Below are 26,435 nucleotides of genomic sequence, written 5' to 3' on the forward strand. Positions count from 1 at the left end.
AATATATGTTTTTAGGAGGTGTTCCTTATGAACGGTCGTTCGTTTACTTTCGCTATATTTGTGCTTATTATCGGATTAGCAATATTCGGCCTTGTTTCATCTGTCATTACAGATCCAATGGGAGTGTTAAGAAATATTGGTATCATGTTGGCTGTCGTTGGTATCTTTTATTTACTCTACAAAATGTTTACAAACTCTAGCGGTTCAGCAAATTCGCAAAGCTCATATAAGCGCGCTGCAAAACAATCGAGCCGCAAGCATGGGAAACAAAATGTAGCCCCCCTAAGCAATTCTTTCTTTAAATCAAACGCTTCTAATGACAAAGGGAAAAAAGGGAATCTTTCTTCTTTAAAGCGAAAAAGAAAACAATCTCATTTAACTGTCATTGAAGGTAAAAAAAACAAAAAGAAAGACCGTGCTTCCTTTTAGGAAATACGGTCTTTCTTTATATTTTGCAGTACTTCTTTCAAGCTTTTATCTTTCATACTTTCAATTCGAAGATGATGATTTTCAAAGGGTAAATTCCGTGTTACATCATTCGGTACAACAACGCACGTTAACCCTGCCGCAATTGCTGCTTTCAATCCGTTTAACGAGTCTTCAAATACAACGGCTTCAGACGAATCTATCCCTAAACCTTCTATTGCCACTCGGTAAAGTGCTGGATCTGGTTTTACCTTCTCAACATCTTCTCTCGTTTTAATGACTTCAAAATAATCTCGAATTTGTAGCTCTTCCAAAAAAGGAATAACCCATTCTCTAGATGAACTGGAAGCTAATGCGATTTTTAATCCCATTTCTTTCGCTTCTTGTAAGTATTCTTTTACCCCGTCACGAGCTTCTGTTATTTTCATTTTCTCTTTATGTAAAGTTTTCACTTTTTCTTTTAATGCATGCTTGTTAAACTTCTCTTTTAATTGATCATTTAAATATGCATACAGTACATCATCTATCGTTCCAATACACTTTGCAAATTCCTCTAAAGGTAAATCTCCACCATACTCACGAACGGCGTCTCTGAAAGAGTGAAACCATATTGTTTCTGTGTCTACAATTAATCCATCAAAATCAAAAATAATTGCTTTCATAATTCTCCCATCCTTTTCGATTGAAATAAAAAAGGAAACGACATACGTTCCCTTTAATTACTTTTCTCTTCATTTGCTTTTTGAACACCACGAAGTGTTTCCACTCGAACCTCATCTTGTTCAAAGTATTGCACTAAATCACCAATGCGATCAATTGCTTCCCAGCTTAAATGATGTTCAATTCCTTCTACATCATTGTAAATCTTACTTTCATCCACACCGATAATACGCATAAATTGCTCTAGCAAGTCATGACGGTATACGAGACGTTCTCCAATTTTTTTACCTTTTGATGTTAATACAAGCCCTCTATATTTTTCATAAATTAGATATTCATCTTTGTCTAATTTTTGCACCATTTTTGTTACAGAGGATGGATGTACACTAAGCGCTTCAGCAATATCAGATACGCGGGCATAACCCTTTTCATCAATCAACAAATAAATTTGTTCAATATAATCTTCCATACTAGGGGTAGGCATCGGTTTCCTCCATCCAATTTCATTTTGCTCATTCCGTACGAAGCAATCAATAAAATGATACACCAGAAAGAATAACGTGACAAGTTGAAAACAAGCCTAAATATATAAAACAAAAAAGAATCTGTATTTGCATACAGACTTCTCTTAAGTAAAGTATTGTATTTCTGCATCAGGGAAAAACTTATATATATAACCTCTTATCGTTTCTTCCAATACTTCCGCATCATCTTTTTTATATACGTATTTCCCAATGCCGTACCGTCCCCATTTATATTTACGCTTCTCTTCATCCATTTCAAGCTTCGTACTCGGATAACGCTCTTGAATGACCTTTTTTGCTGGTTTTGTAAAGCGATGTTGAATTAATTCAAATGTTAAATTCGGTATGGACAAATCTTTTAGTGCATTGTACAGTCGTTCAAATAATTCACGGTATCCTTCTTCCCATCCTTCATGCATATAAAGTGGCGCAACTATAAAGCCAAGTGGATAACCAGCACCTGCTACTTTACGTGCTGCTTCAATACGCTCTTCAAAGGGTGACGTCCCCGGCTCAAAATTTTTAATTACATACCGTGAATTAATACTAAACCTAAAACGAGTTTTCCCATTATGTTTTGCATCTAACAAATGATCAACGTGCGAATATTTCGTAACGAAACGTAAACGCCCATGCTCACTTTCTCCAATAAATTCGATCGCCCGCTTTAATGCATGTGTTAAATGATCAATCCCAACGATATCTGATGTACAAGCAGCTTCAAACCTTGTTATTTCAGGTGCTCTTTCATCCATATATTGCTGTGCCTTCTCAAATATTTCATCAAGATTCACATACACGCGAACGTAAGGCTTACTCCCAAGTGTCGTTTGCAAATAGCAATAATGACAATGTCCCATACACCCTGTTGCAAGCGGAATTGCATATTCAGCTGACGGTTTTGACGTATCAAATTTTAATGTCTTCCTCACTCCAACGACAAGTGTCGCCTTTGCATTGCGATACTTTTGCAAATCATTTTCACCCGGCAAATTTCTAATTTGATTATGGGATGTCGTTTCACGAATCTCTAGTCCCATCTTCGTAAACTTCTCATACAGCTCTTTTCCAAGTGGATATTCAAGTGCCTTCGGTTCAAAGTAAACGAGTTTTGGCATAAACGGTTTCATATACTTCCCTCCTCTCGTTAGTATGGGGAACGTGGAAAAATTAAAACGCATTAAAGTTTTCCACGTTTTAACAGCCTTTCAAAAGGCTGTTTTTCTTCTGTCTAATTTTACAAATTGAAAAATTTCATAAAGAAAATAAGAAAAATGCAAAATAATTAAAGTTAATTGTTGACGTGATGCTTTTATTATCGGTATCATAAATCTTCGTGAGCAATTATTTTTCGTTATACGATTTTTTTATTATTACTGAATTTTTGAGAGGAGAAATTAGATGTCAGTTAAGAAGAAAACGCAAGTACGCACCGGCAAAATGGTACGTGAACTAATGTTAGCAGACGAAGATGTAAATGCTTCGCTAATTATGGTATATAGTGAAAACGGTGTAAACGCAGAAATTAAAATCGAGGGCTTAACGCCGAAATGTAACGAAGAATTATTTTTGAGCGGAAACGTGGATTGGAACAAGAGTGTTATTTATAAAATTGTTGATTTCACTGGAAACGCTGAAGTTGGTAAAGTTACATTAACAGCGATGAACAAAAATAATGTTTCTCTAGAAATAGAACGCGTTATGTGGAGTAAAGAAAATAAAGAGGCTGCTGAACAAGAAGAAACAGTTGTAGAAACTACTCCGAAAAAAGAAGTAGTTGTAGAAGCTCCAAAAGCAGTTACACCTGCTCCAAAGCCTGTTACACGTGTAGAAACACCTGCTACAGCACCAACACCGAAGCCTACTCCGGCACCGAAGCCAGTAAGTGTAGAAGCAGCTGTGGAATTATCTACTCCAGCACCTGTGAAACGAGAAGTACCAACTCCGGTTACAAAGCAAGAGACAGCACCGGTCGCGCCTGCAAAACCGAAGCAACCTGCTTTGACTGAAACAAATTCAAAACTACAAGAAAATTATGTGAAACTCGTGAAAAAGACAATTGAAGTTTGTCAAGATTACGAGCTTGGCATCGACATAGATGATTCTATTGAAGGCTTAAAAGAAGAACTACAAAGCCAAGGTATTAGCGTTACATTTGACAAAGAAATTATGGACGTTGTCAATCGCCTTCGTTCTTTACAAGATAAAGGAATCAAAGTAGAAAAAGTACTTAATTTACTATAAAAAAATAAGAGGCGGCAATTGCCACCTCTTATTTTTTATAATTCCATTCTTTACTTTCATACTTTTCTTTTGCTAACGTTTGCACTTCATGTAATTGTTCTTCTGTTAATTCATACGGAACAAGCTCTACATCTAATCCTTTTTCAAACCCAACCTCAAACGCTTTAATTAACTGCTCGATTGTAAACGTACGGTCTGTTAATTCATTAATTGCTACCGCTTTAGATGAGAACATACTCTTCATACGTTCTTTCACACGTTCATTCGGGAATAAAAACAGATCATATAACTCATCTAAATCTATTTCTAATGGAATCGACCCGTGCTGTAAAATAACGCCTTTTTGACGTGTTTGCGCACTACCTGCGATTTTTCTTCCTTCTACTACAATTTCATACCAAGACGGCGCATCAAAACATACGCCTGAACGTGGATTTTTTAAATTTTCACGATCTGCTTCTGTTTTTGGAACTGCATAATACGCTTCTAACCCTAATGCTTTAAAACCATCTAATAAACCTTGCGAAATAACACGATACGCTTCTGTAACTGTTTTTGGCATATTTGGATGATCTTCAGACACAATAACACTGTACGTTAATTCTTTATCATGTAGTACACCCCTGCCGCCTGTTTGACGACGAACGAATCCATATTTCTTTTCGTTAACTACATCCATATTAATATCTTTTTCAACACGCTGGAAATATCCGACTGTTAATGTTGGTACTTCCCATTCATAAAAGCGAATAGTTGGTGGCATTTTCTTTTCACTTTGCCAATTTAATAGACATTCATCTAACGCCATATTAAATGCCGGTGAACATTGACCAGAGTTAATATAACACCATTTTTCTTTTCCCATCCTGCACCTCATATAACCAATTATTTTTCACATTCTCTAGTCTACCAAATTCGACAAAATTTGTGAAAGAATACGAAATTTCTTCTTATATACAAATGAATCTGTTGCATAAATACATACGGGCATTATAATATTGAAAGTAGGATAAGAAAAAAGGGAGCGATAGAATCGTGTCAACAACTTGGATTATTTTATTAGCCGTAATCGTAGCGTTCATCGGTTACACTGTATGGATGTATTTCTATCAGAAGAAATTAATTACAACACTTTCAGAAGAAGAGTTTCGCGCTGGCTACCGTAAAGCACAGCTTATCGATATTCGCGAAGCAGACGAATATACTGCAGGGCATATTTTAGGCGCACGTAACATTCCGTTATCACAAATTCGCCTTCGTCATAAAGAACTTCGTAAAGATCAACCAGTTTACTTATACTGTCAAAGTGGATTCCGTACCGGTCGTGCGGCTCAATACTTAAAGAAACAAGGCTACAAAGATTTCTACCAATTACAAGGTGGATTTAAAACGTGGACTGGAAAAATTAAAAAGAAATAATAACATACAAAAACTAGCTGAATAATTCAGCTAGTTTTTTCATTTGAAAACTTTCCACGTTATTCTCACACATTTTGACAAAAATTCTTTTATAGACGCAAGAAAGACCCCTATCATTCTCACGCCCAAATAAAAAGGTTACGCGAATAACAGAAGTCATATTTATAACATAGTTTGTGAAAAGCTTTTCAGGTCAAGATTTTTTTCATTCTTATTATTTTCCCTTTATAATAAGAGGAAGAGGTGATACATATGGCCAATATAAAACAAATTGCAAAAACCGCTGGTGTATCCATATCAACTGTTTCTCGCGTCCTGAATAATCACCCTTACGTAAAAGAAGAAAAACGTAAGCGTGTTCTAGATGCTGTTGAAGAATTGAACTATGCCAAAAATATAAATGCTATTCATTTAATAAAAGGAAAAACATATACGATCGGTGTTATGCTCCCTTTCATTAACCTTCCATACTTCAGTACCATTATTGAAGGAATCGGTAACGAAGCGTTAGCAGCTGGATATCACATTAATTTATGTCAAACGAATTACGATAGTATCGAAGAAATTCGTGTTCTGGAAATGATGAAAATGAAACAATTCGACGGGATGATTATTTGCTCTCGAACGAGTTCATGGGAACAAATTGAAACTTTCGCAAAATTCGCTCCTATTATTTCATGCGAAAAAATGCACCACCCCCTCATTTCATCTGTCTACGTAGATCATTATGAAGGCTTCCGTCTCGGCACCGCCTATTTACTCAATAAAGGTCATGAAAAAATCGGGATTTGTTTAGCAAGAAAAACAAGTGTAAATTCTATGGAACGTGAAAAAGCGTTTGCTGATACACTTCGTAACGAAGGCAAAACGTTACATCCCGAATGGATTTTTCACCAATGCTATACAATGCAAGACGGTGCACAAATACTCCATCGTATTGTAAACATGAAAAATCGTCCAACCGCTATTTTTACAGCGAACGATCAAGTTGCAGCTGGTTTATTAACAGAGGCTCGAAAGCAAGGTCTTCGAGTACCCGAAGATCTTGCTATCCTCGGATTTGATAATCATGAAATTTCAAAGGCGTTAGAAATTTCAACAATTGAACATCCCGGTCTCGAAATGGGCTCACATGCGTTTTCTTTATTCCATAAACAAATCCAAAGCGAGCAAATTATCGGGAACGCAAAAGAGCTTTCATTCCATTTAATCGAACGAGATACTGTCTAATAAGAGCGTTACCTATAGCGCTCTTTTTCAGCTCTTCACCTATTGACTTTATATTTTTACTCGCATATAATAAACCTAACGAACGGTAGGTAGGGGATGAAAATGACAGCAAACCGCATTAAAGCTGTAGCACTTTCTCATTTCGCACGCTACGGCTACGAAGGAACTTCATTAGCAAATATTGCTCAAGAAGTCGGGATTAAAAAACCATCAATTTACGCACACTTTAAAGGAAAAGAAGAGCTATATTTTATATGCTTAGAATCCGCTCTTCAAAAAGATTTACAGAGCTTCACAGGCGATATCGAAAAGTTTTCCAATTCGTCTACTGAAGAATTGCTCTTACAGCTACTAAAGGGCTATGCAAAACGATTTGGTGAAAGTGAAGAATCAATGTTTTGGTTACGAACTTCTTATTTTCCGCCTGATGCATTTCGCGAACAAATTATTAATAAAGCAAATGTACACATTGAAAACGTCGGAAAACTTTTATTCCCTGTATTTAAAAAAGCAAGCGAACGAGATGAGTTGCATAACATTGAAGTAAAAGACGCCTTAGAGGCTTTTCTATGCTTACTTGACGGTCTTATGGTTGAACTACTATACGCAGGTTTAAATCGTTTTGAGACACGTTTAGACGCTTCTTGGAAAGTATTTTGGCGTGGACTTTCAAACTGACGGATTGCTCCTTTGCAATGCGTCGTTTTTAAGCCCTTTACCTAACGACTGGTAGGAAGGAGAAATGACATATGGCATGGATTTATGTAATCTTAGCTGGTATTATTGAAATCTTTTGGGTAATTGGATTAAAACACGCGGAGGCTCCACTTGAATGGGCTGGTGTTGCGTTATTAATTACAATTAGTTTCGTCTTATTATTTAGGGCTTATAAAGATTTACCTGTTGGTACTGTATACGCAGTCTTCACTGGAATTGGAGCTGGTGGAATCGTTCTTACAGAAATTTTCGTTTTCGGAGAGCCATTCTCTATCGTAAAAGTATTATTAATTGGTTTAATCTTCTTTGGCGTAATTGGTTTAAAGCGAGTAACAGAAGAAAAAGAAGAGAAGGAGGCCGCATAAAATGGCTTGGGTATTTTTAATTCTAGCTGGTATTTGTGAAATTATTGGTGTACTCTTTATGAAAGTAGCCACTGAAAAGAAAGGCTGGGCACCAAAAGTTATTTTAATCGCTAACTTCGGCGTAAGCTTCTTCTTCTTATCCCTTGCGATGAACACATTACCGATGGGAACTGCTTACGCGATTTGGACTGGAATCGGAACTGCCGGAAGTGCACTTCTAGGCATCCTTATTTTCCGCGAATCAGCGGATTGGCGTCGTCTTGCTTTCTTAAGCTGCATTCTATGCGGCGCTGTTGGCTTAAAACTATTAAGCTAACGTGAGGTGAATGTCATGTGGAAAGAAAAAGGGAAGCAACTGTTAGCATGGATCACACTTAGTATCGTCATTCTATTACAAATAAGTTTTCACATAATAGAATGGTTGTTTCATAAAGTAGTATCCATTCTCACATTCCTTCCTAACATGACACTTGAAATAATATCAATCGTCTGGTCCATTATTGCCTCCATTGCAATCGTCATTATATGGAGTATCGCCAGGCTATGGAATAAGTTATTTAAAAAGGACAGTTCTTCTGAAAAAGAGTAACTGTCCTTTTTTATATTCATTCAGACTTTCTGTAGAAGTTTGATGTGATAAGACAAAGAAGACCAACTATGACAATACTTATACCAATCACTTTATGCAAACTAGGAAATAACGGTGGTATATCTGAATAAACATTTTCTAATATGAGACCGATTGAAACGAAAAATACCCCTATTCTATATAACCATTTTCTTTTGTTCATCATTCTCCCCTCCTAAAATTTTTCATACACTCCTTTCTTTTGGACATACTACCTAAAAAAGGAGTGGATAATATGCAAAATTCTATACATAAGCAAATCCTATTTTTATTTTTCCTCTTTCTTATTCTCGTTATCGTTTTCAGCTTTATATTACATACTCCAAAAGATGTTGTACCGAATAGCCTCTCTGTTTATAAAGTGAAACTTTAATCAGTGGGGGTTTTGTTCATCCCCCACTGATTATTAGTTGAACCAATCGGACTTTTACGGACAGTTGATCCCCCACCTAACTTCTTTGCTTCCACTGAATTTTGAGGTGGGGGTCTTACTGCCCGTTAAAGCGGGATAAACTTTTACTTTCCTATTGTCGCTATTGAAGAAGGTGCCTTACATAAGGCACCTTTTAAAATTCTCTCTTCTCATACAATTTCACTGAAACGAAGATAGATATTATAAACATGCATATTGAACTAATGAATAACACGCTGTTATATAGTTGAATTTGTTCCATGCTGATTTCAAAGAACATGGTACCAATTGCTGTCGGTGCTATTAGTATGAAAAACGTAATAAAAGTAGCTTTTTTGTAGCTAACCCAAAACAACATCGGTAAGACAAAACTTAAATATATAAAAACAAAACCAGAAATCGTAATTACTGTTGTCGTTATAAATTCAACAGTTCCATCTTCAAACCGATTAATTACTACAGGACTAGACACTATCATACTTATAATAAAAATAATAAGTGCCATTATGTATTTAGCTAACACAATTTGCGTTCTTGCTAGTGGTAAACTATTTACTATTACTTCACTATTATATTTTTTATCGTCATTAAATGTTCTTAAAATTGCTATAACTGGAATTATAGCTGACATAATTATGTAAAAACTTTTCATGTCTATTAATGTCATATACATGAAAAGAGGATATATTAAGTGCCATATTAAATACTTCCATTGCACGATAAAGTCTTTTATTATAAGTTGCTTCACAATCGCTCCCTCCTTATAAATCACGCTCATTGTATAAGTTAATTGAGAGTAACATGGATATAACATACAAAATAAGAAGCCCTGCTATAAAACAAATATTTACGACTAGACTCGTGCTCCAAGCATTTTCTACATCTAACCATTCACTACTTACAATCACTCCACTTAATCCACCAACTATAATTCCCATAAAATAAGCAACCTGTTTCGAACTGCTATATTCTACCGAAAATTCAATTGGTAGTACGATCATGCTATAAACCAATCCTCCCGTTATTCCGCCAAGAATCTCTCCCCACAGCATAAATCCAGTTATATGTTCATTTTGCAACTGAATTAGACCAACTAAAAGTGAGAAAATCACACCTAAAAGAACTAAAATGCTTACAAATACGTATTTTGCTACGATAATGTCTTTACGATCAAACGGTAAACTATTTAATATTTTTTCACTCTTACTTCTAGCCTCATAACTGGTCGACCATATCGTTCCAAGGATAGGTATAGATATGCTAAGCTTCAAAAGAAAATTGTCGCTACCAAAATCAACAATTATCAGGAAAAGCAAACATATAAAACTAATAAATCCCAACTTTCTTTGCAACATCATATCTTTGAAAACTAGTTGCTTAATCATATATTACACCTCACTAAACTCATTCCTTAACATCAATTATTCATTTTTATATAAGGCCAGTCATAAGTATTAAAGCTCTCTCTTTTTAAAACTCACAATAGCTACAAACATTGAAGCTAAATAACTTACACACGCGCCTATACTTAAAACACTTACAACTAATAGCACATTTGAAGTTCGAAAAATCATTACCATAAGCCTTTCATCCGTAAATATATTGCACATAAATCCTAGTAAACCTATTATAGGAAAAAGCATAACTAATCCCAGCATAGTAACCGTTCGCTTATCCTCACTATATTTTATGGGAAGGATCATAACAGCATACAGAATAGAAAAGAAAATAGCTATAAATGCTGCATACCAAGGAATATTTATATTCTCTTTTAATACACATACAGGTAGTACAAAGAAAACGAATGTAATGATTAAGCTGAATGCCATAAAAAATAGTGTAGATATGTATTTCGCAATGACAATATCTTTTCTAGTAAAAGGTAGACTTACTAATATTTTTTCCGTACTATTTTTCTCTTCATTTGATAAAGAGATTGAAATCATCAAAAGACATATAGCAAAACAAACATACGCCATTTGAAATGGTTCTATAGAGTTTTGGAATGCTCCGTATATTGGTAAGATCAAATAGATAAGAAACATTTTTCTTTGTAAGAAAAACTCCTTCAAAATCAATTGCTGCATGGTAATTCCCCTCTCTATAAATCACGCGCTCCATAAATTTTAATTGTAAGAAACATAGAAGCGATATAAATACTGACTAATGCAATGAATCCAACTATAAATACACCAATATGCAGAGGATTCATAATCCAATCAAGGAATGAAGGTGCTACTTCCTTTATTCCATCACTAATAAATATCCAAAGTATCCCGCTAACTATTATTGAAGCTGCTGCTATTATACTTATTACCGCCTTTGATTTTGTAACATAATACATAGGGGAAAAGGTGACCATCCAAAATACGGCATAAACAATTCCATTTATTACTTCATACCATGAAATCTCAATATAAAGCTTAGGATAGTATGCACCGATATCACCAATAACAGCGATACACCTTATAAGAAAAACAACTAGCATAGTAGAAATCATGCCCCCTACAATGAATATTGCACAGGAAATATATCTAGCAATTATGATATCCTTTCTACTTAGCGGTAAGCTATTAATCATAATGTCACTTGTATTCCGTTCATCTATTATGATTAATATAATAACTGAGGAAAGAGTTATAAATACACAACTCATAGGAAACAGCATTCTATCACCGTTTTCAAATAAAAAGAATATAAAGGGTATAGTAAGATACACTGGCCATATCCCTCGAAAAAAGAACAAATCTTTATATACGAGCTGACGCATAGGCACCCCTCCCTTTCGCAGTGTAAACGATAATATCATCTAATGTAGGCTTTTCTAGTACAACCTCATTTCCAAACCAGTCAATAATTGCTTGTTTATCCTTCGCTAAACCTTCAAAACCAAATTTATTTTTTCGTAATCCAACAAATAGTTCTTTTCCTTCTCGATCTAATAAATCATTACTTCCTTTTACGATTACGTAGTTCTCCATCAAGTCTTCTTTTTCACCAGTAAATATAATTTCTCCATCGTTGATAAACGTAATATAATCTGCAATGCGCTCTAAATCTGTTGTAATGTGCGTTGAGAATAATACCGATACTTCATCTTCCATTACAATTTCTTGCAACATATCAAGTAATTCACTTCGAACAACTGGATCTAATCCTGCTGTTGGTTCATCCATGATGATAAATTCTGCGTGGTGCGAGAGCGCAATGGCAATCGCAAATTTCATTTTCATTCCTTTTGATAATTCTTTAATTTTTTTATACTTCGGAACTTGCAATCTATGCATATACGATTGATACTGCTCTTCATCCCACTTTTTATATAACGGTGCAATAATACGCTTCATTTGCTCACACGTTAAATCTTCGTAATAATGATTTTCATCATATACAAAGCCGATATTTTGCTTTATTTCCTTTTCGGCTTTCTTATTGTCCTTGCCAAAAATTTTTATATCGCCGCTATCTTTTCGAATTAAATTCATAATCATTTTGATCGTCGTACTTTTCCCGGCCCCATTCGGTCCGACAAATCCCATAATATATCCGCGTGGTAATGTAAAACTTATATTTTTTACTGCAAAATCTTCATAGCTTTTACATACGTTTTTTAACTCTAACATCTCTTATTCCCCCTCATATAAACACGCAATCATCTGCTGTAATTCTTCAAGTGAAAGCTGTAACGCTTTACTTTCATTTACAATCTCTTCCGCTTTACTTTCCAATAGACGAAGCCTTTGTTCTTTTAATAGTTCATTATTTTTACGTGAAACATAAGTCCCCTTCCCAGCAACAGTTTCTATATATCCTTCTTTCTCAAGCTCCTCGTACGCACGCTTCGTAGTAATTACACTAATCTGTAATTCCTTTGCTAAGCTACGAATAGACGGTAATTGGTCTCCACCCTTTAAACCACCATTTAAAATAAGCTGGCTTAATTGTTTTCTTATCTGTACATAAATAGGGTCTTGGGAAGAATTCGAAATAATAATATTCATGTTTTCCTCCAGTGTGTATATACTGTATATACCTTATATATACAGTATATACACAACATCCTATTTTTGGCAAGAAAAAAAGACCAACATTTTCCTGTTGGCCTTTCGTATATGTATCACTTTTCAAAGCGATCTAACATCTCATCTCTCATTCCGAAACTCACTACCGCAATTCCTACATACATAAACAGAAGGAACGCCGGATGAACTGTGTTGTACCAAGTGCTATCAACAATTAAATAAATCGTTAATGCCACAACAAGAACAAACGCTAAGATAAACATATAAAAGTGTCTTGTACTACCCATGATAAACTCCTCTCTTCTCACTTCACCATTCAACAGTATATTTTATCGAATAATTCGATATGACTCAAGGTTAACTTTCTGTTATGTAATCAAGTTCCACCTTTACAATGTCCTCACATGCTATTGAAATGATCGTTCCTTGCTTATCAATTGCCGTCACTTCTCTATTATCCATTACACGATGCGCTACTCTTTCTAGTACTTTTCCTTGATCTCGGTAACAAAATTCTTTTACATCTTTAATTGTTTCTCCATTTTCTAAATGGTATACCATCCTATAACATCGATATCCCACACTTTCACCCCCGTCTTGCTCGTTTTTTCACATATACATAAAAATGAGTAATTTTTGCCTCATCACACCTTCTTAATTTCAATAAAATTCTAACAAAAATAAATACTTTTATCAAACTGACTTTTTCAACAAAATCACCTATAAAACTGCTTCTTTACACCATTATGAAACAAAAAATATAAATTTTTAACATTTTCTTCACCACTTCTGCATAAAGTGAAACTTTAATCAGTGGGTGTTTTTGTTCATCTCTACTGATTACCAGGCCACAAATTGCGGAACAAATTCTCCATACAAAAAAAGAACTCGCATATAGCGAGTTCTTCCTTTGTTATTCTAATCAAACTTGTACAGGAGCTGGCTTTTCATAACGTAAAACTGGTTTACGTGCAGCCATCGTTTCGTCTAAACGTTTAATGACTGTTGTATGAGGTGCTTCTTGTACAACTTCTGGATTTTCTTCTACTTCTTTAGCAATTTGAATCATCTTATCAATGAAACCGTCTAATGTTTCTTTTGATTCTGTTTCCGTCGGCTCAATCATAATACATTCTTCCACATTTAATGGGAAGTAAATTGTTGGTGGATGGTAACCGAAATCAAGCAGACGTTTTGCGATATCTAATGTACGTACACCAAGTTTCTTTTGACGACGACCTGATAATACAAACTCATGCTTACAATGTCTATCGAATGGAAGATCATAAAATGGTGCTAATCTTCTCATCATATAGTTCGCATTTAATACCGCATACTCTGTTACTGCACGCAAGCCATCTGGCCCCATAGAACGAATGTATGTGTATGCACGAACGTTAATTCCGAAGTTACCATAGAATGGTTTTACGCGCCCAATTGCTTCTGGACGATCATAGTTAAAGTGATAGCCATTTTCCGTTTTCTCTAAAATTGGTTTTGGTAAGTACGGAATTAAATCAGCTTTCACACCTACTGGACCAGAACCTGGTCCACCGCCGCCGTGAGGACCTGTAAATGTTTTATGAAGGTTTAAATGCACAACGTCAAATCCCATATCTCCTGGGCGCGCTTGGCTTAATACTGCATTTAAGTTTGCACCATCATAGTATAATTTACCGCCTGCGTTATGGACGATTTCTGCCATTTCTAAAATATTTTCTTCGAATAAACCTAATGTATTAGGGTTTGTTAACATAAGTGCTGCTGTTTCTTCATTTACAACACGTTTTAAATCTTCTAAGTCAACAAGACCATGTTCATTTGATTTTACTGTAATTGTTTCAAAACCAGCTACAGTTGCAGATGCTGGGTTCGTTCCGTGAGCAGAGTCAGGAACAATTACTTTCGTACGGTTAAAGTCACCATTTGCTTCATGGTATGCACGAATTAACATTAAGCCTGTCCATTCTCCGTGTGCACCAGCTGCTGGTTGTAATGTAACAGTATCCATACCTGTAATTTCAATTAAATGCTCTTGTAAATCGTACATTAATTCCATTGCACCTTGTACTGTCTTTTCATCTTGCAGTGGATGAATATTTGCAAATCCTGCGAAACGAGCTACACTCTCATTAATTTTCGGATTATATTTCATCGTACAAGATCCAAGTGGATAGAAACCAGAATCAACACCGTGGTTACGGTTTGAAAGTGCTGTATAGTGGCGCATAATATCAAGTTCAGATACTTCTGGTAGCTCTGCATCTTCTACTCGAATATAATCGCTCTCAAATACATCTTCTAGTTTCACTTCTTCTACATCTAATTTTGGCAGGCTATATCCTATGCGTCCTTCTTTACTTACTTCAAAGATAAGTGCTTGGTCTTGGTTCTTCATTGGATAGCCCCCATTTCGTTTACAAGTGTGTCAATTTCCTCTTTTGTACGAAGCTCAGTTACTGCTACAAGCATATGGTTCTCATGCTCTTTATAATCACGGCCTAGGTCGTAACCGCCGATAATATTCTTTTGTAATAATGCATCGTTTACTTCTTTCACTGGGCGCTTGCAATCTACAACGAACTCATTGAAGAATGGTCCAGCAAATGTAACTGTGAAGCCTTTCGCTTCAAATTGACGTTTTGCATATTGTGCTTTAGAAATGTTTTGACGCGCCATTTCTTTCACACCTTGTTTACCAAGTGCCGTCATTGCAACAGAAGCTGCTAATGCATTTAACGCTTGGTTTGAACAAATGTTAGACGTCGCTTTATCACGGCGAATATGCTGTTCACGTGCTTGTAACGTTAATACAAATCCACGTTTACCATCTGAATCTACAGTTTGCCCGACAAGACGTCCTGGAATTTTACGCATGAATGCTTTCGTCGTTGCAAAGTAACCACAGTGTGGTCCACCAAACTGCGTTGGGATACCAAATGGTTGTGCATCACCGATGACAATATCAGCACCAAATTTTCCTGGTGGTGTTAATGCGCCTAATGATAATGGATTTGAAGAAACGATAAATAATGATTTTTGTTGATGAACGATTTTTTCAATATCAGCTAATTTTTCAACTTGTCCGAAGAAGTTTGGATATTGAACGATTACACAAGCAACTGTATCATCTACTTCACTTTGTAATACGTCTAAATCTGTTACACCATCTTTATGATTAATTTCAACAACTTCAAGATGTTGACCTTTTGCATACGTTTCAAGTACAGCTCTTGATTCTGGATGAACTGCGCTAGATACAAGAATTTTCTTTTTACGAGTATGGCCAGCTGCTAGCATTGCCGCTTCAGCTAAAGCTGTACCTCCGTCGTACATAGAAGAGTTTGCTACATCCATTCCTGTTAACTCACAAATCATTGTTTGGAATTCAAAAATTGCTTGTAATTCCCCTTGTGAAATTTCCGGTTGGTATGGCGTGTAAGCTGTATAAAATTCTGAGCGAGAGATAACATGATCTACAATTACTGGAGCATAATGATCGTATACGCCTGCTCCTAGGAAAGAAGCGTATTCTTTTAAGTTCGCATTTTTACTAGCCATTTGAGATAACTCTTTTAAAAGCTCTGGCTCTGATTTTGCTTCTTTAATTTTTAAATCCCCTTTAAAACGAACACTCTCTGGAATATCAGAGAATAACTCATCGATCGTTTGAACGCCGATCGTTTGTAACATTTCTTTTTTGTCTTCTTCTGTCATTGGAAGATAACGATGCAACATGAAATCTACCCCTCTCCCCGTTACTTTGAACGTTTATAAAATGGTGTTGGAACAACTACTGCTTTGACGCGTTTATTACGAATTTCAATTTCTACTTCTGTATCAACTGCTGCGTATTTTACATCAATTAGTGCTAAACCAATGCTTTTCTTTAACGTTGGAGATTGTGTACCACTCGTTACTTCCCCAATTTTTTCTTCTCCAATAAATACAGGGTAATGCGTACGAGGAATTCCACGTTCAATTACTTCGATGCCGACTAACTTACGAGGTGCACCGTTTTCTTTTTGCTCTTTTAACGTTGCTTTTCCAAAGAAGTCTGCTTCTTTATTTGGTTTTACCGCAAAGCCAATTCCAGCTTCAATCGGTGTAATATCTTTTGATAATTCTTGACCGTAAAGTGGTAATGTTGCTTCGAAGCGAAGTGTATCACGAGCACCTAAGCCACATGGTTTTAAGCCTTCTTCTGCTCCAACTTCAAGAAGTTTCTCCCAAAGTTTTGCAGCATCTTCACTCTTACAGTAAATTTCAAATCCATCTTCACCTGTATAACCTGTACGAGATACAAGTGCTGAAATTCCATCTACAAGAATATCGTTTTTAAATTTAAAGAACTTAATTTCTTTCAAATCTTCTGACACAACTTTTTGTAAAATGCCTTCTGCTTTTGGTCCTTGAATTGCAAGCTGTGCAACTTCACTAGAAACATTGACTACTGTCGCATCGCCAATTACATGGCTAGCTAACCATTCGTAATCTTTCTCGATATTTGATGCGTTGATAACTAATAAATAGTCTTCTTCACCACGTTTGTAGATTAATAAATCATCTACTGTACCACCATTTTCGTAGCACATTGCTGTATATTGTGCGCCCCCTACCTTTAAGGTAGATACGTCATTTGTAACAACACGTTGTAAAAATGCTAAACTATCTACACCTTTTACCTCAACTTCTCCCATGTGAGACACATCGAACAAACCTGCCGCTGTACGTACAGCTTCATGTTCTTCTTTAATGCTTGAAAATTGAACTGGTAACTCCCAACCACCGAAGTCGATTGTTTTCCCACCATACTTCGCGTATACATCAAATAACGGTGTACGTTGTAATGTAATCATGATCTCTCCCCCTTATGCTCTGACAAATCAATAAAAGTTGTTACTCATTTCTAAACATTTTCATTCTAAAAAGATAGGATATACGGAATCTCATTATATTTTTTTATGAAAGCGTAAATAAAAAATCACTTTCTTGGATAAAATACGAAAGATTCCACACATTTCACACCATTATCCTAACATTATTCGCTATATTTCATCAATATTCTAGCATAAAAAATAATTTAGAATTTTTTACGCTTAATCTTATTACATACAGTTTTTAAGATTTAGTCCTTTATCTTTACTTATTGTTTACCTTTCAGTAAGTGTAATAGCGCCTTATTACAAGGCTTATATAGTAAAGATTTTTTCATAATTACTTTAGTTTATAAAAGGTGGGAGAGTCGTAATGAATGTCGATATTTCCATAGATCGAACGTGGCAAAACAATTTTTTAAATAGAATTGATGAAGATGGTCCTTGGACAAACTGGGATTTATATCATTTAGCTTATGAAACAGAAAAATCATTACTTGTTCCTACTTTTGATGGATTACAAGCACCGAAACATTTATCCCATTTCACACCACTTCCTCATCAATTAGAAGTCGCTCAAAATGTTATTGAACAAATGAATGGTAAAGCGATTCTAGCAGATGAAGTAGGACTTGGAAAAACGATTGAAGCTGGACTTATTTTAAAAGAATATATGGTCCGCGGCCTTGTGAAAAAAGTACTTATACTCGTTCCAGCCTCTCTCGTATCACAATGGGCATACGAATTAAATACAAAGTTTTTCATTCCAGCTGTAGCTCAAAAGAAAAGCTACTCGTGGGAACAAGCCGATGTGATTGTATCATCAATTGATACTGCAAAACGTTCCCCACATCGTGATATCGTTTTGAACTTAGAATATGACCTTATTATTATCGATGAAGCACATAAACTTAAAAATAATAAAACAAAAAACTATGAATTTGCACAGCGATTAAAAAAGAAATTTTGTTTATTATTAACCGCTACTCCTGTTCAAAATAAGATTGATGAAATCTTCAACCTTGTTTCTTTATTAAAACCAGGACACTTAGGCAATCAATCCAATTTTGAAGAATATTACGCTTCAAAAAATCGTTCAGCCGAATCTGATGAAGATTTAAAAGCTCTTATTAACAAAGTGATGGTCCGAAATCGGCGCCATAATACTGGGATTGATTGGCCAAAGAGACATGTACGTACAATTTTTGTTGAGTTTAATAAAGAAGAGCAAGATTTATATAACAATATTGAAAATTGGCGAGGACAAGATGCATTCACATCAGCTTTCTCATCGTTAACTTTAAAACGGGAAGCGTGTAGTAGTCGCGAGGCCGTTTACTATTCATTAAAAAAACATGTAGAAAAACGACAGAAGGAAAATGAACATTACGTAAAAGATCCGCATATCGATGTGCTAATGGACAAAATTAACCGTATTCCTTTTAACTCAAAAGCAAATAAAGCGCTAGAGCTTATAAAAGAAATTGACGATAAAGTCGTCATTTTCACAGAATACCGAGCGTCACAAATGTACTTACAATGGTTTTTACAACAGCACGGTATTTCTTCTGTCCCATTCCGCGGCGGATTTAAACGGGGAAAGAAAGATTGGATGAAGGAACTTTTCCAAAATCATGCGCAAGTGCTAATCGCAACGGAAGCTGGTGGTGAAGGAATTAACTTACAATTTTGTAGCCATATGATCAATTACGATTTACCATGGAACCCAATGCGCCTTGAACAAAGAATCGGACGTATTCACCGCCTTGGTCAAAAGAATGATGTTCATATTTATAACTTAGCTACAAAACACACTGTGGAAGAACATATTTTGAAACTGTTATATGAAAAAATTAATTTATTTGAGCGTGTGATCGGTGAACTTGATGAAATTTTAACGAGAATTAATATGAAAAACATCGACGCACACATTCAAGAAATATTTGCGCAATCAAAAAGCGAAGGAGAAATCCGAATTAAGATGGAAAACTTAACATCTATTATCGACTTTGCGAAGCGAAATGAAGCTGAGGTGCAAGGCTATGCAGCAACATGAAATTCATAATTACTTATACAATTTTTTTGAGGCGAATAACTGTGAAATTTTAGAACGTTCTCCTCATCTATTGGATGTGCAATTAACAATTGAGATGGATAAATTATTAATGAACCGTCCTTTTTATTGGCACTATCTTGAGAAGACAGGAGGCGTACCGAATCCGATGCGCCTTACTCTTATTACAAATCCAGAAAATGAAGAAAACGATGGTGAACTTATTCACTACGGTTCACCACGTCTTCATCAAATTTTTCAAACGACAAAAGAATTAGGCTCTTACATACGCTTATATGAGGAAGTACGGCATAGCGGAGCAACACATACACCGCTCCATCCGTGGCTCGGTGTAAATATAAAAGTTTCCTATCAATGTGATCGAAAAAAAGATATCCTCCACTCGATTGGCATTCATCTTATTTCTGGCACAATGATTGCAAACTTTCATGAAACATTAACTAAAATTAAACTTACACCGAAAATACCTGACTTTTGTTTTACGCTCTCGCCTATTATTAAACCGCAAAGCGGTTTACAACGTATAGAGGATGCTTTAAAAAATATTATTGCAGAAGATGACCATACGTGGGCGAAAGAAGCAAGAGTGCGCTGGAATCACGATTTGGACCTTTTAAATCGTTTTTATGAAGAAAGTGATGAACTTCCTGAAAGCTATGAAATTGAAAAACAAGCACTGCAAGAACAATATGAACCCCGCATTACAGTACAAATTATTAACGGTGGACTCTTTTATGTTACCGCGAATCGTTTTCTAACTTAAAAAGCCCCTTCATTTTTGAAGTGGCCCCCGAAAACGGAACATATATCAAAATACCTAAACCATCTATTCCCTAAATTCTTTAGAGGATAGGTGGTGTAATTTTTCTTTAATTCGCACACAATTGTAGTAATAAATTTATTCTAGCACACTCTTTCGCACAGTTATATTGGATACTTTTATTATCTCTTGCGAGTAGAAACTTCACTTTTCAAATGACCAAAGAAGCTTTACATGACGGCATTATCATGACAATTTCCTCTCCGGGACATGCTGGTGATAATGTCGTTTTCTTTGGTATACGCTTGAAATTTTTTCGCTGTATAAATAGGACATCTTTTACTTTTCGGCCTCTCATTGCTTATTTTAATGTCTTTATCACTAATATCAGTGTTTATGATTCGCTGATGACATAACTAATGATTTCATGATTAAAGGCATCCATGATTGTTCATAAATACAAGGTACGCTCTCCGAGTTAAGAAATTTAAAGAAATAACTAAAAATAAAATAACAATATATATTTCTCATAGGATGGCTTCAACAAAAATTGCAGACCGAATTATAGTTTTTAAACAAGCAGAGATCATTGAAACAGGTACCCGTGATGAACTCATGATCTTAGAAAAGGAATATTATCGATTATATACAATGCAGTCTGATTAGTATAATTCAAAGAAAAATGAAAAATCATTGGTGTAGAAACATTCCTACATCAATGATTTTTCGATTTAACCAGATGAGTTTCTTTTTAATTCTTTATATTTAAAATGTATATCATCCTTAACAAAGTCATCTACATGTCCTTTTATCCCTTTGTATGTACGTGTATTAAGTTTTCCAGTTTTCCATTGTTGGTGTAATTGCTTTAATACTTCCTTTTTCAAAAAAACAATCAATTCTTTTTCATGAATCCCTTGTTCTACGGCAATTTCACCTAATGACTTGCCATTCTGTATAGACTTACTATATTCTTCTTTAGGGATATTTAGGAACTTGTATAATTTTTTATAATTATGTTTATATCGAAAAGTACTATTATCCTCATGTGAAGTCATGTTACTTTTAGCCTCTACAAATACTACGGAAGAAAAGTTCAAACCTAAAAATGCCAAAATTATAATAAAACTTCTTAACATTATATTACCCCTTCCTATTTTTTAGTTCCGCTTATTATTTAACAAATTTTAACAATTTATATCTTTCAAAATACACCCTTATTTTCAGCTATAGACACCATCCTTATACAAAAAAATAAGAGTAGCCAATGGCTACTCTTACTCACTCACATATTTTTGAAACATATCATGGATGCCTTTATTTACTAGGTTCGAGATCTGCTCGTCAGATTTATTCGGATAACGATCACGCAATCTGATAGATGCCTTCACCATTAAATTTTCTAATACAGAACGGCCGCCTTCTCCATAAATAATTTCAGCATATTCAACAAGCCTTCCATCCTCTACTGTCGCTGGATTATGATTGAAGAAAAATTTACTCATTGCCTCCACCTCTCTCTTTTGATAACGTTTACATTTATATAAATTATTTATGTTATTTATTTCACAATATTGTATGCATGTATATTTAATTAGTTTCATTATAAAGCAACATATCGATAGTAAATATGTGATTTTCCGTCTATTTTGTGAACAAACTAAAAATGAAAGCGTTTCCTTTATTGTATACTAAAAAAACTTACTACGCTAGGGGTATTTTTTTCAATCTACTAAACATATACTTTTTCTTTTTCTTTTTCTTTTTCCACTAAACCTTATACAATTTTCAGAAATTATATTATAAAATATATGTATGACTTAAGGAGGCTGTATATGAATCAAAATAAAAAAGCTATATTAGATCTTGTCTTTTATCTCGTAATCCCATTCCTCATTTGGAAATTTGCAAAACCTTATATCGATCCTTATTACGCAATGTTACTTTCCTCTGTTCCGGGGATTATTTATACACTGTATACCTTTAAAAAAGAAAAACAGTTTAACGTAACAGGGTTCTTTATTTTAATTACACTCATTTCTAATACAACGGTAGATCTATTATCTGGATCAGCTGAACGAATGTTGTGGAACGATGCGTATTATCACATCGTACTCGGTATTATCGTTATATGCACAATTTTTATAAAAAAACCACTTATGTTATATTTCGCAGCAGATATTGCTGCACTGCAAGGCCATGACCGTGATAAAAGTCGTGAACTGTATCGTGATAGTCGTATCTATCCAGCATTGCAATATTTAACGCTCTTTTTCGGTCTACAATTCATATTAAAAAGCTTCTTAAAAATTTATTTCATCTCTGTTTTCGGTGTAGATGGCTACGGTGAAATGAGAGCAATTATGACTGCTGTTGGATGGGGCATTTCCATTTGTATCGGAATTGGATTTGTCTGGGTGAACAATAAAATACATGCCGTTACAGAAGAAAAAGAGTCTATGCAGTAAATGAAAATCCCCTAGTAGTACGATGCTACTAGGGGATTTTCATTTTGCTACACATATTACGAAATCTTTAACTTGATTTTTTTCTTTTATTTTTTACGTTTTGATAAAACAAAGCAGCACTTAGCGGCATAACACCAAACCACTTATTCATAAATGGCTCTTTTTCAGCACGACGTTGTTCTTTCTTTTGTTTACGATCTTCTTTTGGAGCATCCATATACGACACAAACTGCTGTGTCACAAAGCGAACATAATCATTAGTAGACATATTATCATCACCTCTACTTGATTAGTATGTCCACTTTTTTATTCATTAATCTTTTCTTTTAATTCATCCATAATTTGCTTTACAGACTTATTCGTCGTATCGATATGAATATGAGCCTCTTCATAATAAGCTCGGCGCGATTCGAATTTCGTTACAAATGCATCTATATCTTTCTTCTGAAATAGTGGCCGTGTCGTATCTTCACGAAGCCTTTCTGCAATTACATGTGGATCACAATATAAATACACGACAGTTCCATTTTCCTTCATCCACTTGCGGTTTTCCTCTCGCTCAATGATTCCGCCGCCAGTTGTAATGATTACATTTTCAACAGGTAGTGAACGTAACATCTCACTTTCATATTCCCGAAAAGCCATTTCACCTTCTTCGGCAAAAATATCACGAATCTCCTTCTCTTGCTTCTCTTCAATTTTTTGATCTGTATCTATAACATCCATATGAAGTTCTTTACTTAATGCTTTTCCAATTGTTGTTTTCCCAGCTCCCATATAGCCGGTTATGTATATAGATTTCATTTTCGTTCCTCTCAATCGTCATGTATTACTTGTTATTATAACGAAAGATGCTACTTTATTTAATAAAAAAACGTTTTGTTCTTCTTATACACTGAAGAACAAAACGTAACATACTCGCTTTATCTATAAGTACCTCTTCTCACCCACTGTGTTGCAATCCATTTCTCACCTTTCGTTACAGGTGCCCCTCCGTGTAACGTAAGCTCATTTAGTGATTGATCTTGATAGAAATACTCAAAGTATACTGCCATTCCCTTTCTAGGGTGCACAGAAAGATTTAATTTCGGAAAGAAAGTTTCTCCGCCTTCTTCTACATCATTTAAGTACATGACAAGCGTACTAATACGATTATTAGCAGCGGATCTACTATGTTCCGCAAAATAATCATAGTGTGCTTTATATTGTTGATCCACTTCATAATTTAAAATGTGTAATCCTTCTCCATGCGAAACAGGAACATTCATGATAGATGAAATTCGTTTTTCAATCTTCGCAGTAAGTTCATTATCATCTAAAAATGCACCACTACTCGTTCGAATATCATTTACATCACGTGATGAACCAACTTTAGAACGTGCTAATTTATTTTTAGACAATTCAATTAATTCATCACACTCTTCATCACTTAATACATTTCCTAACACGACAATAAGAGGTTCTTCGAATTTTGAAATAATTTGTATTTCCCTATCTTCTGTCATAATTGCATTTCCTTTATGATCAAAAATAGTTTGTTCCTTATTTTCACCTATTTGATTATTGTTTGTCATTTCCCTATTCTCCCTAAAAATAATGATTGGATAGCATGAATATATCATATTCTTTCTACCTTTCTCTTTTTTGAGAAAATTTAAACTTTTAATTGTTTTATTTATCCATTTCCTTTTAAAAAACAGCCTATTTTCAAATGATAAATCATGGTTTTTTATCCATATATTTCACATACTATCCTTCTATCCAATCGAATATTTTCTCATCTTTTTTTCTATACCGAAAGCTTACTTTATAGAAAACTTCCTGTTTTATTTTGCACTGCAATGAAACGAGAATAACGTCGTTTTCAAATACGTAATTTCCACTCGCTTCGCCCTTTTCATATGAAAAGAAAAAAGTATCTTCCTTTTCTTTTTGCCGTAAGTCTTTTTTTATATTTGTAATAGATTGATTTAGTATTTCCTCCAGTACAAACTTTTGCTCTATTTCAATATAAAATTTTTTATCTATAAGCAACATATTCGTTTCGTATATAAAGAACGAAGTGAATAATATAAGAAAAATGATTGTTCCTGGCATCGTAAATCCATCTTGTTTTATCATACATGTATTCCCATTTCGCTATACCTTATAGCTACACCTTCATATTTTTTCCCGCTCCTATCTTTCACATTGATAAAGAGCAAATGAGGTGTTACTTCATACGAAACCATTTCAACATTTTGTAATATAACTTCTCTTCCGCGCATGTTCACTTTTCTTATAAGGTGATTATTCAATTTTTCATACGTCACTTCATCTCCAGTGCGAAGACGGAAGCGCAACATACTCTCTCTATTTTCAGGAACTATTTTTTCCACAAATGATACTTCACGAAACTCTAACTGTACTTGTCCTACAAACACATCCCATTCCCAATTATTTAACCCTTTTGATTGCTTGTTTTCTATTCCAATAAAGCTTAAACGTGGTAAGAGTAAAAAGAAAAGTGATAACAGAAAAAAACATACGATCATTTCAATTAATGTAAATCCAACTTCTAATTCATTTTTTCTCCCGCATAAAAGCATTGTTCCATCATTTTTCCTTTCACATCTTTCCACATCGCACAAACTTCATTTCCTCCCCAATATGTGTAATATACATTTCCATTTATAACTTTTTCTTTCTGTTGTTTTGCCTCATTCTCATACATATATAAAGCTGCTTCTTTTTTTAATAATACAAATGCCTTATAACGAATTTGTATGTTTTTTCGTTCTTGCATAATCAATACTGTTTGCGGAAGTAGTAAAGATACCATCATCATTACTATACTTAATGCTACAAGCATTTCAGCCATCACTGACCCTTTTTGACATTTCACGATACGTAAATCTCCCTCTTCCAAGCTGGAATACAATCTCATATTTATAACTTCGATACGAAAGTAAAATCGTGCCACCTCTATTAATATTCCCACTCGGATTATATGTCATCGGATTTGGAAAAGTATTCAAATCCAATTGTATATCGCTATCATATTCTCTTTTAATGATAGAATGATCCGTACTCGATTCCCCTATATAATACATATGTCTATCTTTATGCCATCGTAATGTATAGTGTTTTTGACGATTTATGGCTAATTGTTGCATATACAAAATATCATTTGAAAACTGTCTTAAAAATTGTTCAATTTTTTGTTTTTCATATAATGAATGTACATGAAAATACGTGACCACACTTAGTACAGAAATGGCAAATAAAACGAGTAGCATTTCTAAAAGTGTAAAACCTTTTTGCTTCACTGTTTCCCACTTGTTACTGTGCCATCATTGGAAATATGAATCTCTTCACCATTCGGACACTTATCAGCTGTAATATATTTATCATCACTTAACTCTTTTAGTGTAGGAATTTTATTATGTTGTAGTTGGTATACTTGTACTTGTGCTTCTATAGATTTCACATAGGCTTTACATCCTTTTCCTTCAACGGATGAACGCTGCGTAACTACATTAGGAATAATTAATAGTAATAATACAGTTATGACGACCATAACTAATAACATTTCTAAAAGGGTAAACCCTTCCTCATTCTGCATGTAAA

38 protein-coding genes and 1 pseudogene are annotated in these 26,435 nt (G+C 34.7%); 12 read left to right on the forward strand and 27 right to left on the reverse strand.

Going from position 1 to position 26,435, the window contains the following annotated elements; translation table 11 throughout:
- The first annotated feature begins 27 nt into the window (after nucleotides 1–27).
- Nucleotides 28–429, forward strand: coding sequence for an SA1362 family protein (locus BAQ46_RS08710; protein WP_001014446.1), 402 nt, complete (start codon nucleotides 28–30; stop codon nucleotides 427–429).
- Here BAQ46_RS08710 and BAQ46_RS08715 read toward each other — a convergent pair.
- From BAQ46_RS08715 to splB, 3 genes are all read right to left on the reverse strand, one after another.
- Complete coding sequence (locus BAQ46_RS08715; RefSeq protein ID WP_071741834.1) at nucleotides 426–1,088, reverse strand: HAD family hydrolase; 663 nt, start codon at nucleotides 1,086–1,088, stop codon at nucleotides 426–428. The genes BAQ46_RS08710 and BAQ46_RS08715 overlap by 4 nt on opposite strands.
- 53 nt (nucleotides 1,089–1,141) lie before the next feature.
- A complete protein-coding gene (mntR, locus tag BAQ46_RS08720) occupies nucleotides 1,142–1,570 on the reverse strand; it encodes a transcriptional regulator MntR (RefSeq protein ID WP_001143073.1) in 429 nt (142 codons plus the stop codon).
- A 144-nt stretch (nucleotides 1,571–1,714) separates the two neighbouring features.
- Nucleotides 1,715–2,740 (reverse strand): spore photoproduct lyase, encoded by a 1,026-nt coding sequence (gene splB / locus BAQ46_RS08725; protein ID WP_000802120.1) that lies wholly within the window; start codon nucleotides 2,738–2,740, stop codon nucleotides 1,715–1,717.
- Nucleotides 2,741–3,011: 271 nt separating this feature from the next.
- Here splB and BAQ46_RS08730 point away from each other — a divergent pair, with 271 nt between their 5' ends.
- The gene (locus BAQ46_RS08730; protein WP_061132211.1) at nucleotides 3,012–3,854 is read left to right on the forward strand and encodes a hypothetical protein; all 843 of its coding nucleotides are present in this window, start codon (nucleotides 3,012–3,014) and stop codon (nucleotides 3,852–3,854) included.
- A gap of 28 nt (nucleotides 3,855–3,882) precedes the next feature.
- Here the strand turns inward: BAQ46_RS08730 and BAQ46_RS08735 are convergent, their stop codons facing one another.
- Nucleotides 3,883–4,719 carry a lipoate--protein ligase family protein gene (locus BAQ46_RS08735; protein WP_000514079.1) on the reverse strand — a complete coding sequence of 279 codons (837 nt, stop codon included), beginning with the start codon at nucleotides 4,717–4,719 and terminating at the stop codon, nucleotides 3,883–3,885.
- Nucleotides 4,720–4,889: 170 nt separating this feature from the next.
- Here BAQ46_RS08735 and BAQ46_RS08740 point away from each other — a divergent pair, with 170 nt between their 5' ends.
- From BAQ46_RS08740 to BAQ46_RS08765, 6 genes are all read left to right on the forward strand, one after another.
- Nucleotides 4,890–5,273: a rhodanese-like domain-containing protein gene (locus tag BAQ46_RS08740; RefSeq protein WP_000108655.1), complete on the forward strand. Its 384-nt coding sequence runs from the start codon at nucleotides 4,890–4,892 to the stop codon at nucleotides 5,271–5,273.
- A gap of 252 nt (nucleotides 5,274–5,525) precedes the next feature.
- Nucleotides 5,526–6,503, forward strand: coding sequence for a LacI family DNA-binding transcriptional regulator (locus tag BAQ46_RS08745; protein ID WP_061132210.1), 978 nt, complete (start codon nucleotides 5,526–5,528; stop codon nucleotides 6,501–6,503).
- A 96-nt stretch (nucleotides 6,504–6,599) separates the two neighbouring features.
- Complete coding sequence (locus BAQ46_RS08750; RefSeq protein WP_061132209.1) at nucleotides 6,600–7,181, forward strand: TetR/AcrR family transcriptional regulator; 582 nt, start codon at nucleotides 6,600–6,602, stop codon at nucleotides 7,179–7,181.
- Nucleotides 7,182–7,252: 71 nt separating this feature from the next.
- Nucleotides 7,253–7,585, forward strand: coding sequence for a DMT family transporter (locus tag BAQ46_RS08755; protein ID WP_044793815.1), 333 nt, complete (start codon nucleotides 7,253–7,255; stop codon nucleotides 7,583–7,585).
- Nucleotide 7,586: 1 nt separating this feature from the next.
- Nucleotides 7,587–7,901, forward strand: a complete 315-nt coding sequence (locus BAQ46_RS08760; RefSeq protein ID WP_000312623.1) for a DMT family transporter — start codon at nucleotides 7,587–7,589, stop codon at nucleotides 7,899–7,901.
- A gap of 15 nt (nucleotides 7,902–7,916) precedes the next feature.
- Nucleotides 7,917–8,174, forward strand: a complete 258-nt coding sequence (locus tag BAQ46_RS08765; protein ID WP_000265386.1) for a DUF3975 family protein — start codon at nucleotides 7,917–7,919, stop codon at nucleotides 8,172–8,174.
- Nucleotides 8,175–8,190: 16 nt separating this feature from the next.
- Here the strand turns inward: BAQ46_RS08765 and BAQ46_RS08770 are convergent, their stop codons facing one another.
- The 12 genes from BAQ46_RS08770 to gcvT form a co-directional block, all read right to left on the reverse strand.
- Nucleotides 8,191–8,379 (reverse strand): hypothetical protein, encoded by a 189-nt coding sequence (locus BAQ46_RS08770; protein ID WP_001998230.1) that lies wholly within the window; start codon nucleotides 8,377–8,379, stop codon nucleotides 8,191–8,193.
- Between the two features lie 400 nt (nucleotides 8,380–8,779).
- Nucleotides 8,780–9,373 (reverse strand): ABC-2 transporter permease, encoded by a 594-nt coding sequence (locus BAQ46_RS08780; RefSeq protein ID WP_000811438.1) that lies wholly within the window; start codon nucleotides 9,371–9,373, stop codon nucleotides 8,780–8,782.
- Between the two features lie 13 nt (nucleotides 9,374–9,386).
- Nucleotides 9,387–10,010, reverse strand: coding sequence for an ABC-2 transporter permease (locus BAQ46_RS08785; RefSeq protein ID WP_000595360.1), 624 nt, complete (start codon nucleotides 10,008–10,010; stop codon nucleotides 9,387–9,389).
- A 69-nt stretch (nucleotides 10,011–10,079) separates the two neighbouring features.
- On the reverse strand, nucleotides 10,080–10,712 hold the full coding sequence (locus BAQ46_RS08790) for an ABC-2 transporter permease (RefSeq protein WP_001186581.1): 633 nt from the start codon (nucleotides 10,710–10,712) through the stop codon (nucleotides 10,080–10,082).
- A 14-nt stretch (nucleotides 10,713–10,726) separates the two neighbouring features.
- Nucleotides 10,727–11,395, reverse strand: a complete 669-nt coding sequence (locus BAQ46_RS08795) for an ABC-2 transporter permease (protein ID WP_001249552.1) — start codon at nucleotides 11,393–11,395, stop codon at nucleotides 10,727–10,729.
- Nucleotides 11,376–12,248, reverse strand: a complete 873-nt coding sequence (locus BAQ46_RS08800) for an ABC transporter ATP-binding protein (RefSeq protein WP_000891296.1) — start codon at nucleotides 12,246–12,248, stop codon at nucleotides 11,376–11,378. Before BAQ46_RS08800 ends, BAQ46_RS08795 begins: the two co-directional genes overlap by 20 nt.
- A 3-nt stretch (nucleotides 12,249–12,251) precedes the next feature.
- Nucleotides 12,252–12,626 (reverse strand): GntR family transcriptional regulator, encoded by a 375-nt coding sequence (locus tag BAQ46_RS08805; protein WP_001021352.1) that lies wholly within the window; start codon nucleotides 12,624–12,626, stop codon nucleotides 12,252–12,254.
- Nucleotides 12,627–12,742: 116 nt separating this feature from the next.
- Nucleotides 12,743–12,934 carry a hypothetical protein gene (locus BAQ46_RS08810; protein WP_000535935.1) on the reverse strand — a complete coding sequence of 64 codons (192 nt, stop codon included), beginning with the start codon at nucleotides 12,932–12,934 and terminating at the stop codon, nucleotides 12,743–12,745.
- A 70-nt stretch (nucleotides 12,935–13,004) separates the two neighbouring features.
- The gene (locus tag BAQ46_RS08815) at nucleotides 13,005–13,208 is read right to left on the reverse strand and encodes a DUF3929 family protein (RefSeq protein ID WP_000262495.1); all 204 of its coding nucleotides are present in this window, start codon (nucleotides 13,206–13,208) and stop codon (nucleotides 13,005–13,007) included.
- 361 nt (nucleotides 13,209–13,569) lie between these two features.
- Nucleotides 13,570–15,045 carry an aminomethyl-transferring glycine dehydrogenase subunit 2 gene (gene gcvPB / locus BAQ46_RS08820; protein WP_000795699.1) on the reverse strand — a complete coding sequence of 492 codons (1,476 nt, stop codon included), beginning with the start codon at nucleotides 15,043–15,045 and terminating at the stop codon, nucleotides 13,570–13,572.
- Nucleotides 15,042–16,385 (reverse strand): aminomethyl-transferring glycine dehydrogenase subunit 1, encoded by a 1,344-nt coding sequence (gcvPA, locus tag BAQ46_RS08825; protein WP_000903231.1) that lies wholly within the window; start codon nucleotides 16,383–16,385, stop codon nucleotides 15,042–15,044. The genes gcvPB and gcvPA overlap by 4 nt, the downstream gene beginning before the upstream one ends.
- Before the next feature lie 20 nt (nucleotides 16,386–16,405).
- Entirely contained in the window at nucleotides 16,406–17,506 is a 1,101-nt protein-coding gene (gcvT, locus tag BAQ46_RS08830) for a glycine cleavage system aminomethyltransferase GcvT (RefSeq protein WP_061132208.1), read from the reverse strand.
- Between the two features lie 391 nt (nucleotides 17,507–17,897).
- Here gcvT and BAQ46_RS08835 point away from each other — a divergent pair, with 391 nt between their 5' ends.
- Together BAQ46_RS08835 and BAQ46_RS08840 are read left to right on the forward strand one after the other, a co-directional pair.
- Nucleotides 17,898–19,580, forward strand: a complete 1,683-nt coding sequence (locus BAQ46_RS08835) for a DEAD/DEAH box helicase (RefSeq protein WP_001100025.1) — start codon at nucleotides 17,898–17,900, stop codon at nucleotides 19,578–19,580.
- Nucleotides 19,567–20,361, forward strand: coding sequence for a YqhG family protein (locus BAQ46_RS08840; protein ID WP_071741835.1), 795 nt, complete (start codon nucleotides 19,567–19,569; stop codon nucleotides 20,359–20,361). Before BAQ46_RS08835 ends, BAQ46_RS08840 begins: the two co-directional genes overlap by 14 nt.
- Nucleotides 20,362–20,424: 63 nt before the next feature.
- On the opposite strand, the pseudogene BAQ46_RS31655 reads toward BAQ46_RS08840, so the two are convergent.
- From BAQ46_RS31655 to BAQ46_RS08860, 3 genes and pseudogenes are all read right to left on the reverse strand, one after another.
- Nucleotides 20,425–20,639: pseudogene (locus BAQ46_RS31655) on the reverse strand (IS3 family transposase); the annotation flags it as partial.
- A gap of 450 nt (nucleotides 20,640–21,089) precedes the next feature.
- Complete coding sequence (locus BAQ46_RS08855) at nucleotides 21,090–21,497, reverse strand: hypothetical protein (protein ID WP_000946274.1); 408 nt, start codon at nucleotides 21,495–21,497, stop codon at nucleotides 21,090–21,092.
- Between the two features lie 138 nt (nucleotides 21,498–21,635).
- Nucleotides 21,636–21,863 carry a hypothetical protein gene (locus BAQ46_RS08860; protein ID WP_000032699.1) on the reverse strand — a complete coding sequence of 76 codons (228 nt, stop codon included), beginning with the start codon at nucleotides 21,861–21,863 and terminating at the stop codon, nucleotides 21,636–21,638.
- A 73-nt stretch (nucleotides 21,864–21,936) separates the two neighbouring features.
- Between BAQ46_RS08860 and BAQ46_RS08865 the strand changes: the two genes are divergently transcribed.
- Together BAQ46_RS08865 and BAQ46_RS08870 are read left to right on the forward strand one after the other, a co-directional pair.
- Nucleotides 21,937–22,053 carry a GTP pyrophosphokinase gene (locus BAQ46_RS08865; RefSeq protein ID WP_071727059.1) on the forward strand — a complete coding sequence of 39 codons (117 nt, stop codon included), beginning with the start codon at nucleotides 21,937–21,939 and terminating at the stop codon, nucleotides 22,051–22,053.
- A 140-nt stretch (nucleotides 22,054–22,193) separates the two neighbouring features.
- Nucleotides 22,194–22,826, forward strand: a complete 633-nt coding sequence (locus tag BAQ46_RS08870) for a VC0807 family protein (RefSeq protein WP_001073109.1) — start codon at nucleotides 22,194–22,196, stop codon at nucleotides 22,824–22,826.
- Nucleotides 22,827–22,893: 67 nt separating this feature from the next.
- Here BAQ46_RS08870 and BAQ46_RS08875 read toward each other — a convergent pair whose 3' ends face one another.
- From BAQ46_RS08875 to comGC, 8 genes are all read right to left on the reverse strand, one after another.
- Complete coding sequence (locus BAQ46_RS08875) at nucleotides 22,894–23,094, reverse strand: YqzE family protein (protein WP_000106079.1); 201 nt, start codon at nucleotides 23,092–23,094, stop codon at nucleotides 22,894–22,896.
- A 38-nt stretch (nucleotides 23,095–23,132) separates the two neighbouring features.
- The gene (aroK, locus tag BAQ46_RS08880) at nucleotides 23,133–23,630 is read right to left on the reverse strand and encodes a shikimate kinase AroK (RefSeq protein ID WP_000836626.1); all 498 of its coding nucleotides are present in this window, start codon (nucleotides 23,628–23,630) and stop codon (nucleotides 23,133–23,135) included.
- A 119-nt stretch (nucleotides 23,631–23,749) separates the two neighbouring features.
- Nucleotides 23,750–24,400, reverse strand: a complete 651-nt coding sequence (locus BAQ46_RS08885) for a 2OG-Fe(II) oxygenase (protein WP_061132206.1) — start codon at nucleotides 24,398–24,400, stop codon at nucleotides 23,750–23,752.
- 175 nt (nucleotides 24,401–24,575) lie between these two features.
- Nucleotides 24,576–24,947 (reverse strand): competence type IV pilus minor pilin ComGG, encoded by a 372-nt coding sequence (gene comGG / locus BAQ46_RS08890; protein WP_061132205.1) that lies wholly within the window; start codon nucleotides 24,945–24,947, stop codon nucleotides 24,576–24,578.
- Nucleotides 24,944–25,414, reverse strand: a complete 471-nt coding sequence (gene comGF / locus BAQ46_RS08895) for a competence type IV pilus minor pilin ComGF (protein WP_000923058.1) — start codon at nucleotides 25,412–25,414, stop codon at nucleotides 24,944–24,946. The genes comGG and comGF overlap by 4 nt, the downstream gene beginning before the upstream one ends.
- Nucleotides 25,384–25,686: a competence type IV pilus minor pilin ComGE gene (gene comGE, locus BAQ46_RS08900; protein ID WP_000829518.1), complete on the reverse strand. Its 303-nt coding sequence runs from the start codon at nucleotides 25,684–25,686 to the stop codon at nucleotides 25,384–25,386. Before comGE ends, comGF begins: the two co-directional genes overlap by 31 nt.
- Nucleotides 25,679–26,134 carry a comG operon protein ComGD gene (gene comGD, locus BAQ46_RS08905; RefSeq protein ID WP_000810398.1) on the reverse strand — a complete coding sequence of 152 codons (456 nt, stop codon included), beginning with the start codon at nucleotides 26,132–26,134 and terminating at the stop codon, nucleotides 25,679–25,681. Before comGD ends, comGE begins: the two co-directional genes overlap by 8 nt.
- Nucleotides 26,131–26,430 (reverse strand): comG operon protein ComGC, encoded by a 300-nt coding sequence (gene comGC / locus BAQ46_RS08910; protein ID WP_071741836.1) that lies wholly within the window; start codon nucleotides 26,428–26,430, stop codon nucleotides 26,131–26,133. The genes comGD and comGC overlap by 4 nt, the downstream gene beginning before the upstream one ends.
- Nucleotides 26,431–26,435: the final 5 nt, after the last annotated feature.

The organism is Bacillus paranthracis, from assembly GCF_001883995.1.
GTDB lineage: Bacteria > Bacillota > Bacilli > Bacillales > Bacillaceae_G > Bacillus_A > Bacillus_A paranthracis.

Coding starts and splice junctions, on each gene's coding strand:
- comGG (WP_061132205.1), bottom strand. CDS start 24,947: ATGATAAAACAAGATGGATTTACGATGCCAGGAACAATCATTTTTCTT.
- BAQ46_RS08815 (WP_000262495.1), bottom strand. CDS start 13,208: ATGGTATACCATTTAGAAAATGGAGAAACAATTAAAGATGTAAAAGAA.
- mntR (WP_001143073.1), bottom strand. CDS start 1,570: ATGCCTACCCCTAGTATGGAAGATTATATTGAACAAATTTATTTGTTG.
- splB (WP_000802120.1), bottom strand. CDS start 2,740: ATGAAACCGTTTATGCCAAAACTCGTTTACTTTGAACCGAAGGCACTT.
- BAQ46_RS08765 (WP_000265386.1), top strand. CDS start 7,917: ATGTGGAAAGAAAAAGGGAAGCAACTGTTAGCATGGATCACACTTAGT.
- BAQ46_RS08770 (WP_001998230.1), bottom strand. CDS start 8,379: ATGATGAACAAAAGAAAATGGTTATATAGAATAGGGGTATTTTTCGTT.
- BAQ46_RS08710 (WP_001014446.1), top strand. CDS start 28: ATGAACGGTCGTTCGTTTACTTTCGCTATATTTGTGCTTATTATCGGA.
- BAQ46_RS08855 (WP_000946274.1), bottom strand. CDS start 21,497: ATGTTAAGAAGTTTTATTATAATTTTGGCATTTTTAGGTTTGAACTTT.
- BAQ46_RS08715 (WP_071741834.1), bottom strand. CDS start 1,088: ATGAAAGCAATTATTTTTGATTTTGATGGATTAATTGTAGACACAGAA.
- comGC (WP_071741836.1), bottom strand. CDS start 26,430: ATGCAGAATGAGGAAGGGTTTACCCTTTTAGAAATGTTATTAGTTATG.
- comGF (WP_000923058.1), bottom strand. CDS start 25,414: ATGCTTTTATGCGGGAGAAAAAATGAATTAGAAGTTGGATTTACATTA.
- BAQ46_RS08750 (WP_061132209.1), top strand. CDS start 6,600: ATGAAAATGACAGCAAACCGCATTAAAGCTGTAGCACTTTCTCATTTC.
- BAQ46_RS08840 (WP_071741835.1), top strand. CDS start 19,567: ATGCAGCAACATGAAATTCATAATTACTTATACAATTTTTTTGAGGCG.
- BAQ46_RS08785 (WP_000595360.1), bottom strand. CDS start 10,010: ATGATTAAGCAACTAGTTTTCAAAGATATGATGTTGCAAAGAAAGTTG.
- BAQ46_RS08790 (WP_001186581.1), bottom strand. CDS start 10,712: ATGCAGCAATTGATTTTGAAGGAGTTTTTCTTACAAAGAAAAATGTTT.
- BAQ46_RS08745 (WP_061132210.1), top strand. CDS start 5,526: ATGGCCAATATAAAACAAATTGCAAAAACCGCTGGTGTATCCATATCA.
- BAQ46_RS08870 (WP_001073109.1), top strand. CDS start 22,194: ATGAATCAAAATAAAAAAGCTATATTAGATCTTGTCTTTTATCTCGTA.
- comGE (WP_000829518.1), bottom strand. CDS start 25,686: ATGGCTGAAATGCTTGTAGCATTAAGTATAGTAATGATGATGGTATCT.
- BAQ46_RS08805 (WP_001021352.1), bottom strand. CDS start 12,626: ATGAATATTATTATTTCGAATTCTTCCCAAGACCCTATTTATGTACAG.
- BAQ46_RS08755 (WP_044793815.1), top strand. CDS start 7,253: ATGGCATGGATTTATGTAATCTTAGCTGGTATTATTGAAATCTTTTGG.
- gcvT (WP_061132208.1), bottom strand. CDS start 17,506: ATGATTACATTACAACGTACACCGTTATTTGATGTATACGCGAAGTAT.
- BAQ46_RS08865 (WP_071727059.1), top strand. CDS start 21,937: ATGCATGTATATTTAATTAGTTTCATTATAAAGCAACATATCGATAGT.
- BAQ46_RS08795 (WP_001249552.1), bottom strand. CDS start 11,395: ATGCGTCAGCTCGTATATAAAGATTTGTTCTTTTTTCGAGGGATATGG.
- BAQ46_RS08875 (WP_000106079.1), bottom strand. CDS start 23,094: ATGTCTACTAATGATTATGTTCGCTTTGTGACACAGCAGTTTGTGTCG.
- BAQ46_RS08885 (WP_061132206.1), bottom strand. CDS start 24,400: ATGACAAACAATAATCAAATAGGTGAAAATAAGGAACAAACTATTTTT.
- BAQ46_RS08730 (WP_061132211.1), top strand. CDS start 3,012: ATGTCAGTTAAGAAGAAAACGCAAGTACGCACCGGCAAAATGGTACGT.
- BAQ46_RS08800 (WP_000891296.1), bottom strand. CDS start 12,248: ATGTTAGAGTTAAAAAACGTATGTAAAAGCTATGAAGATTTTGCAGTA.
- BAQ46_RS08860 (WP_000032699.1), bottom strand. CDS start 21,863: ATGAGTAAATTTTTCTTCAATCATAATCCAGCGACAGTAGAGGATGGA.
- gcvPB (WP_000795699.1), bottom strand. CDS start 15,045: ATGAAGAACCAAGACCAAGCACTTATCTTTGAAGTAAGTAAAGAAGGA.
- BAQ46_RS08735 (WP_000514079.1), bottom strand. CDS start 4,719: ATGGGAAAAGAAAAATGGTGTTATATTAACTCTGGTCAATGTTCACCG.
- BAQ46_RS08835 (WP_001100025.1), top strand. CDS start 17,898: ATGAATGTCGATATTTCCATAGATCGAACGTGGCAAAACAATTTTTTA.
- aroK (WP_000836626.1), bottom strand. CDS start 23,630: ATGAAATCTATATACATAACCGGCTATATGGGAGCTGGGAAAACAACA.
- BAQ46_RS08810 (WP_000535935.1), bottom strand. CDS start 12,934: ATGGGTAGTACAAGACACTTTTATATGTTTATCTTAGCGTTTGTTCTT.
- BAQ46_RS08760 (WP_000312623.1), top strand. CDS start 7,587: ATGGCTTGGGTATTTTTAATTCTAGCTGGTATTTGTGAAATTATTGGT.
- gcvPA (WP_000903231.1), bottom strand. CDS start 16,385: ATGTTGCATCGTTATCTTCCAATGACAGAAGAAGACAAAAAAGAAATG.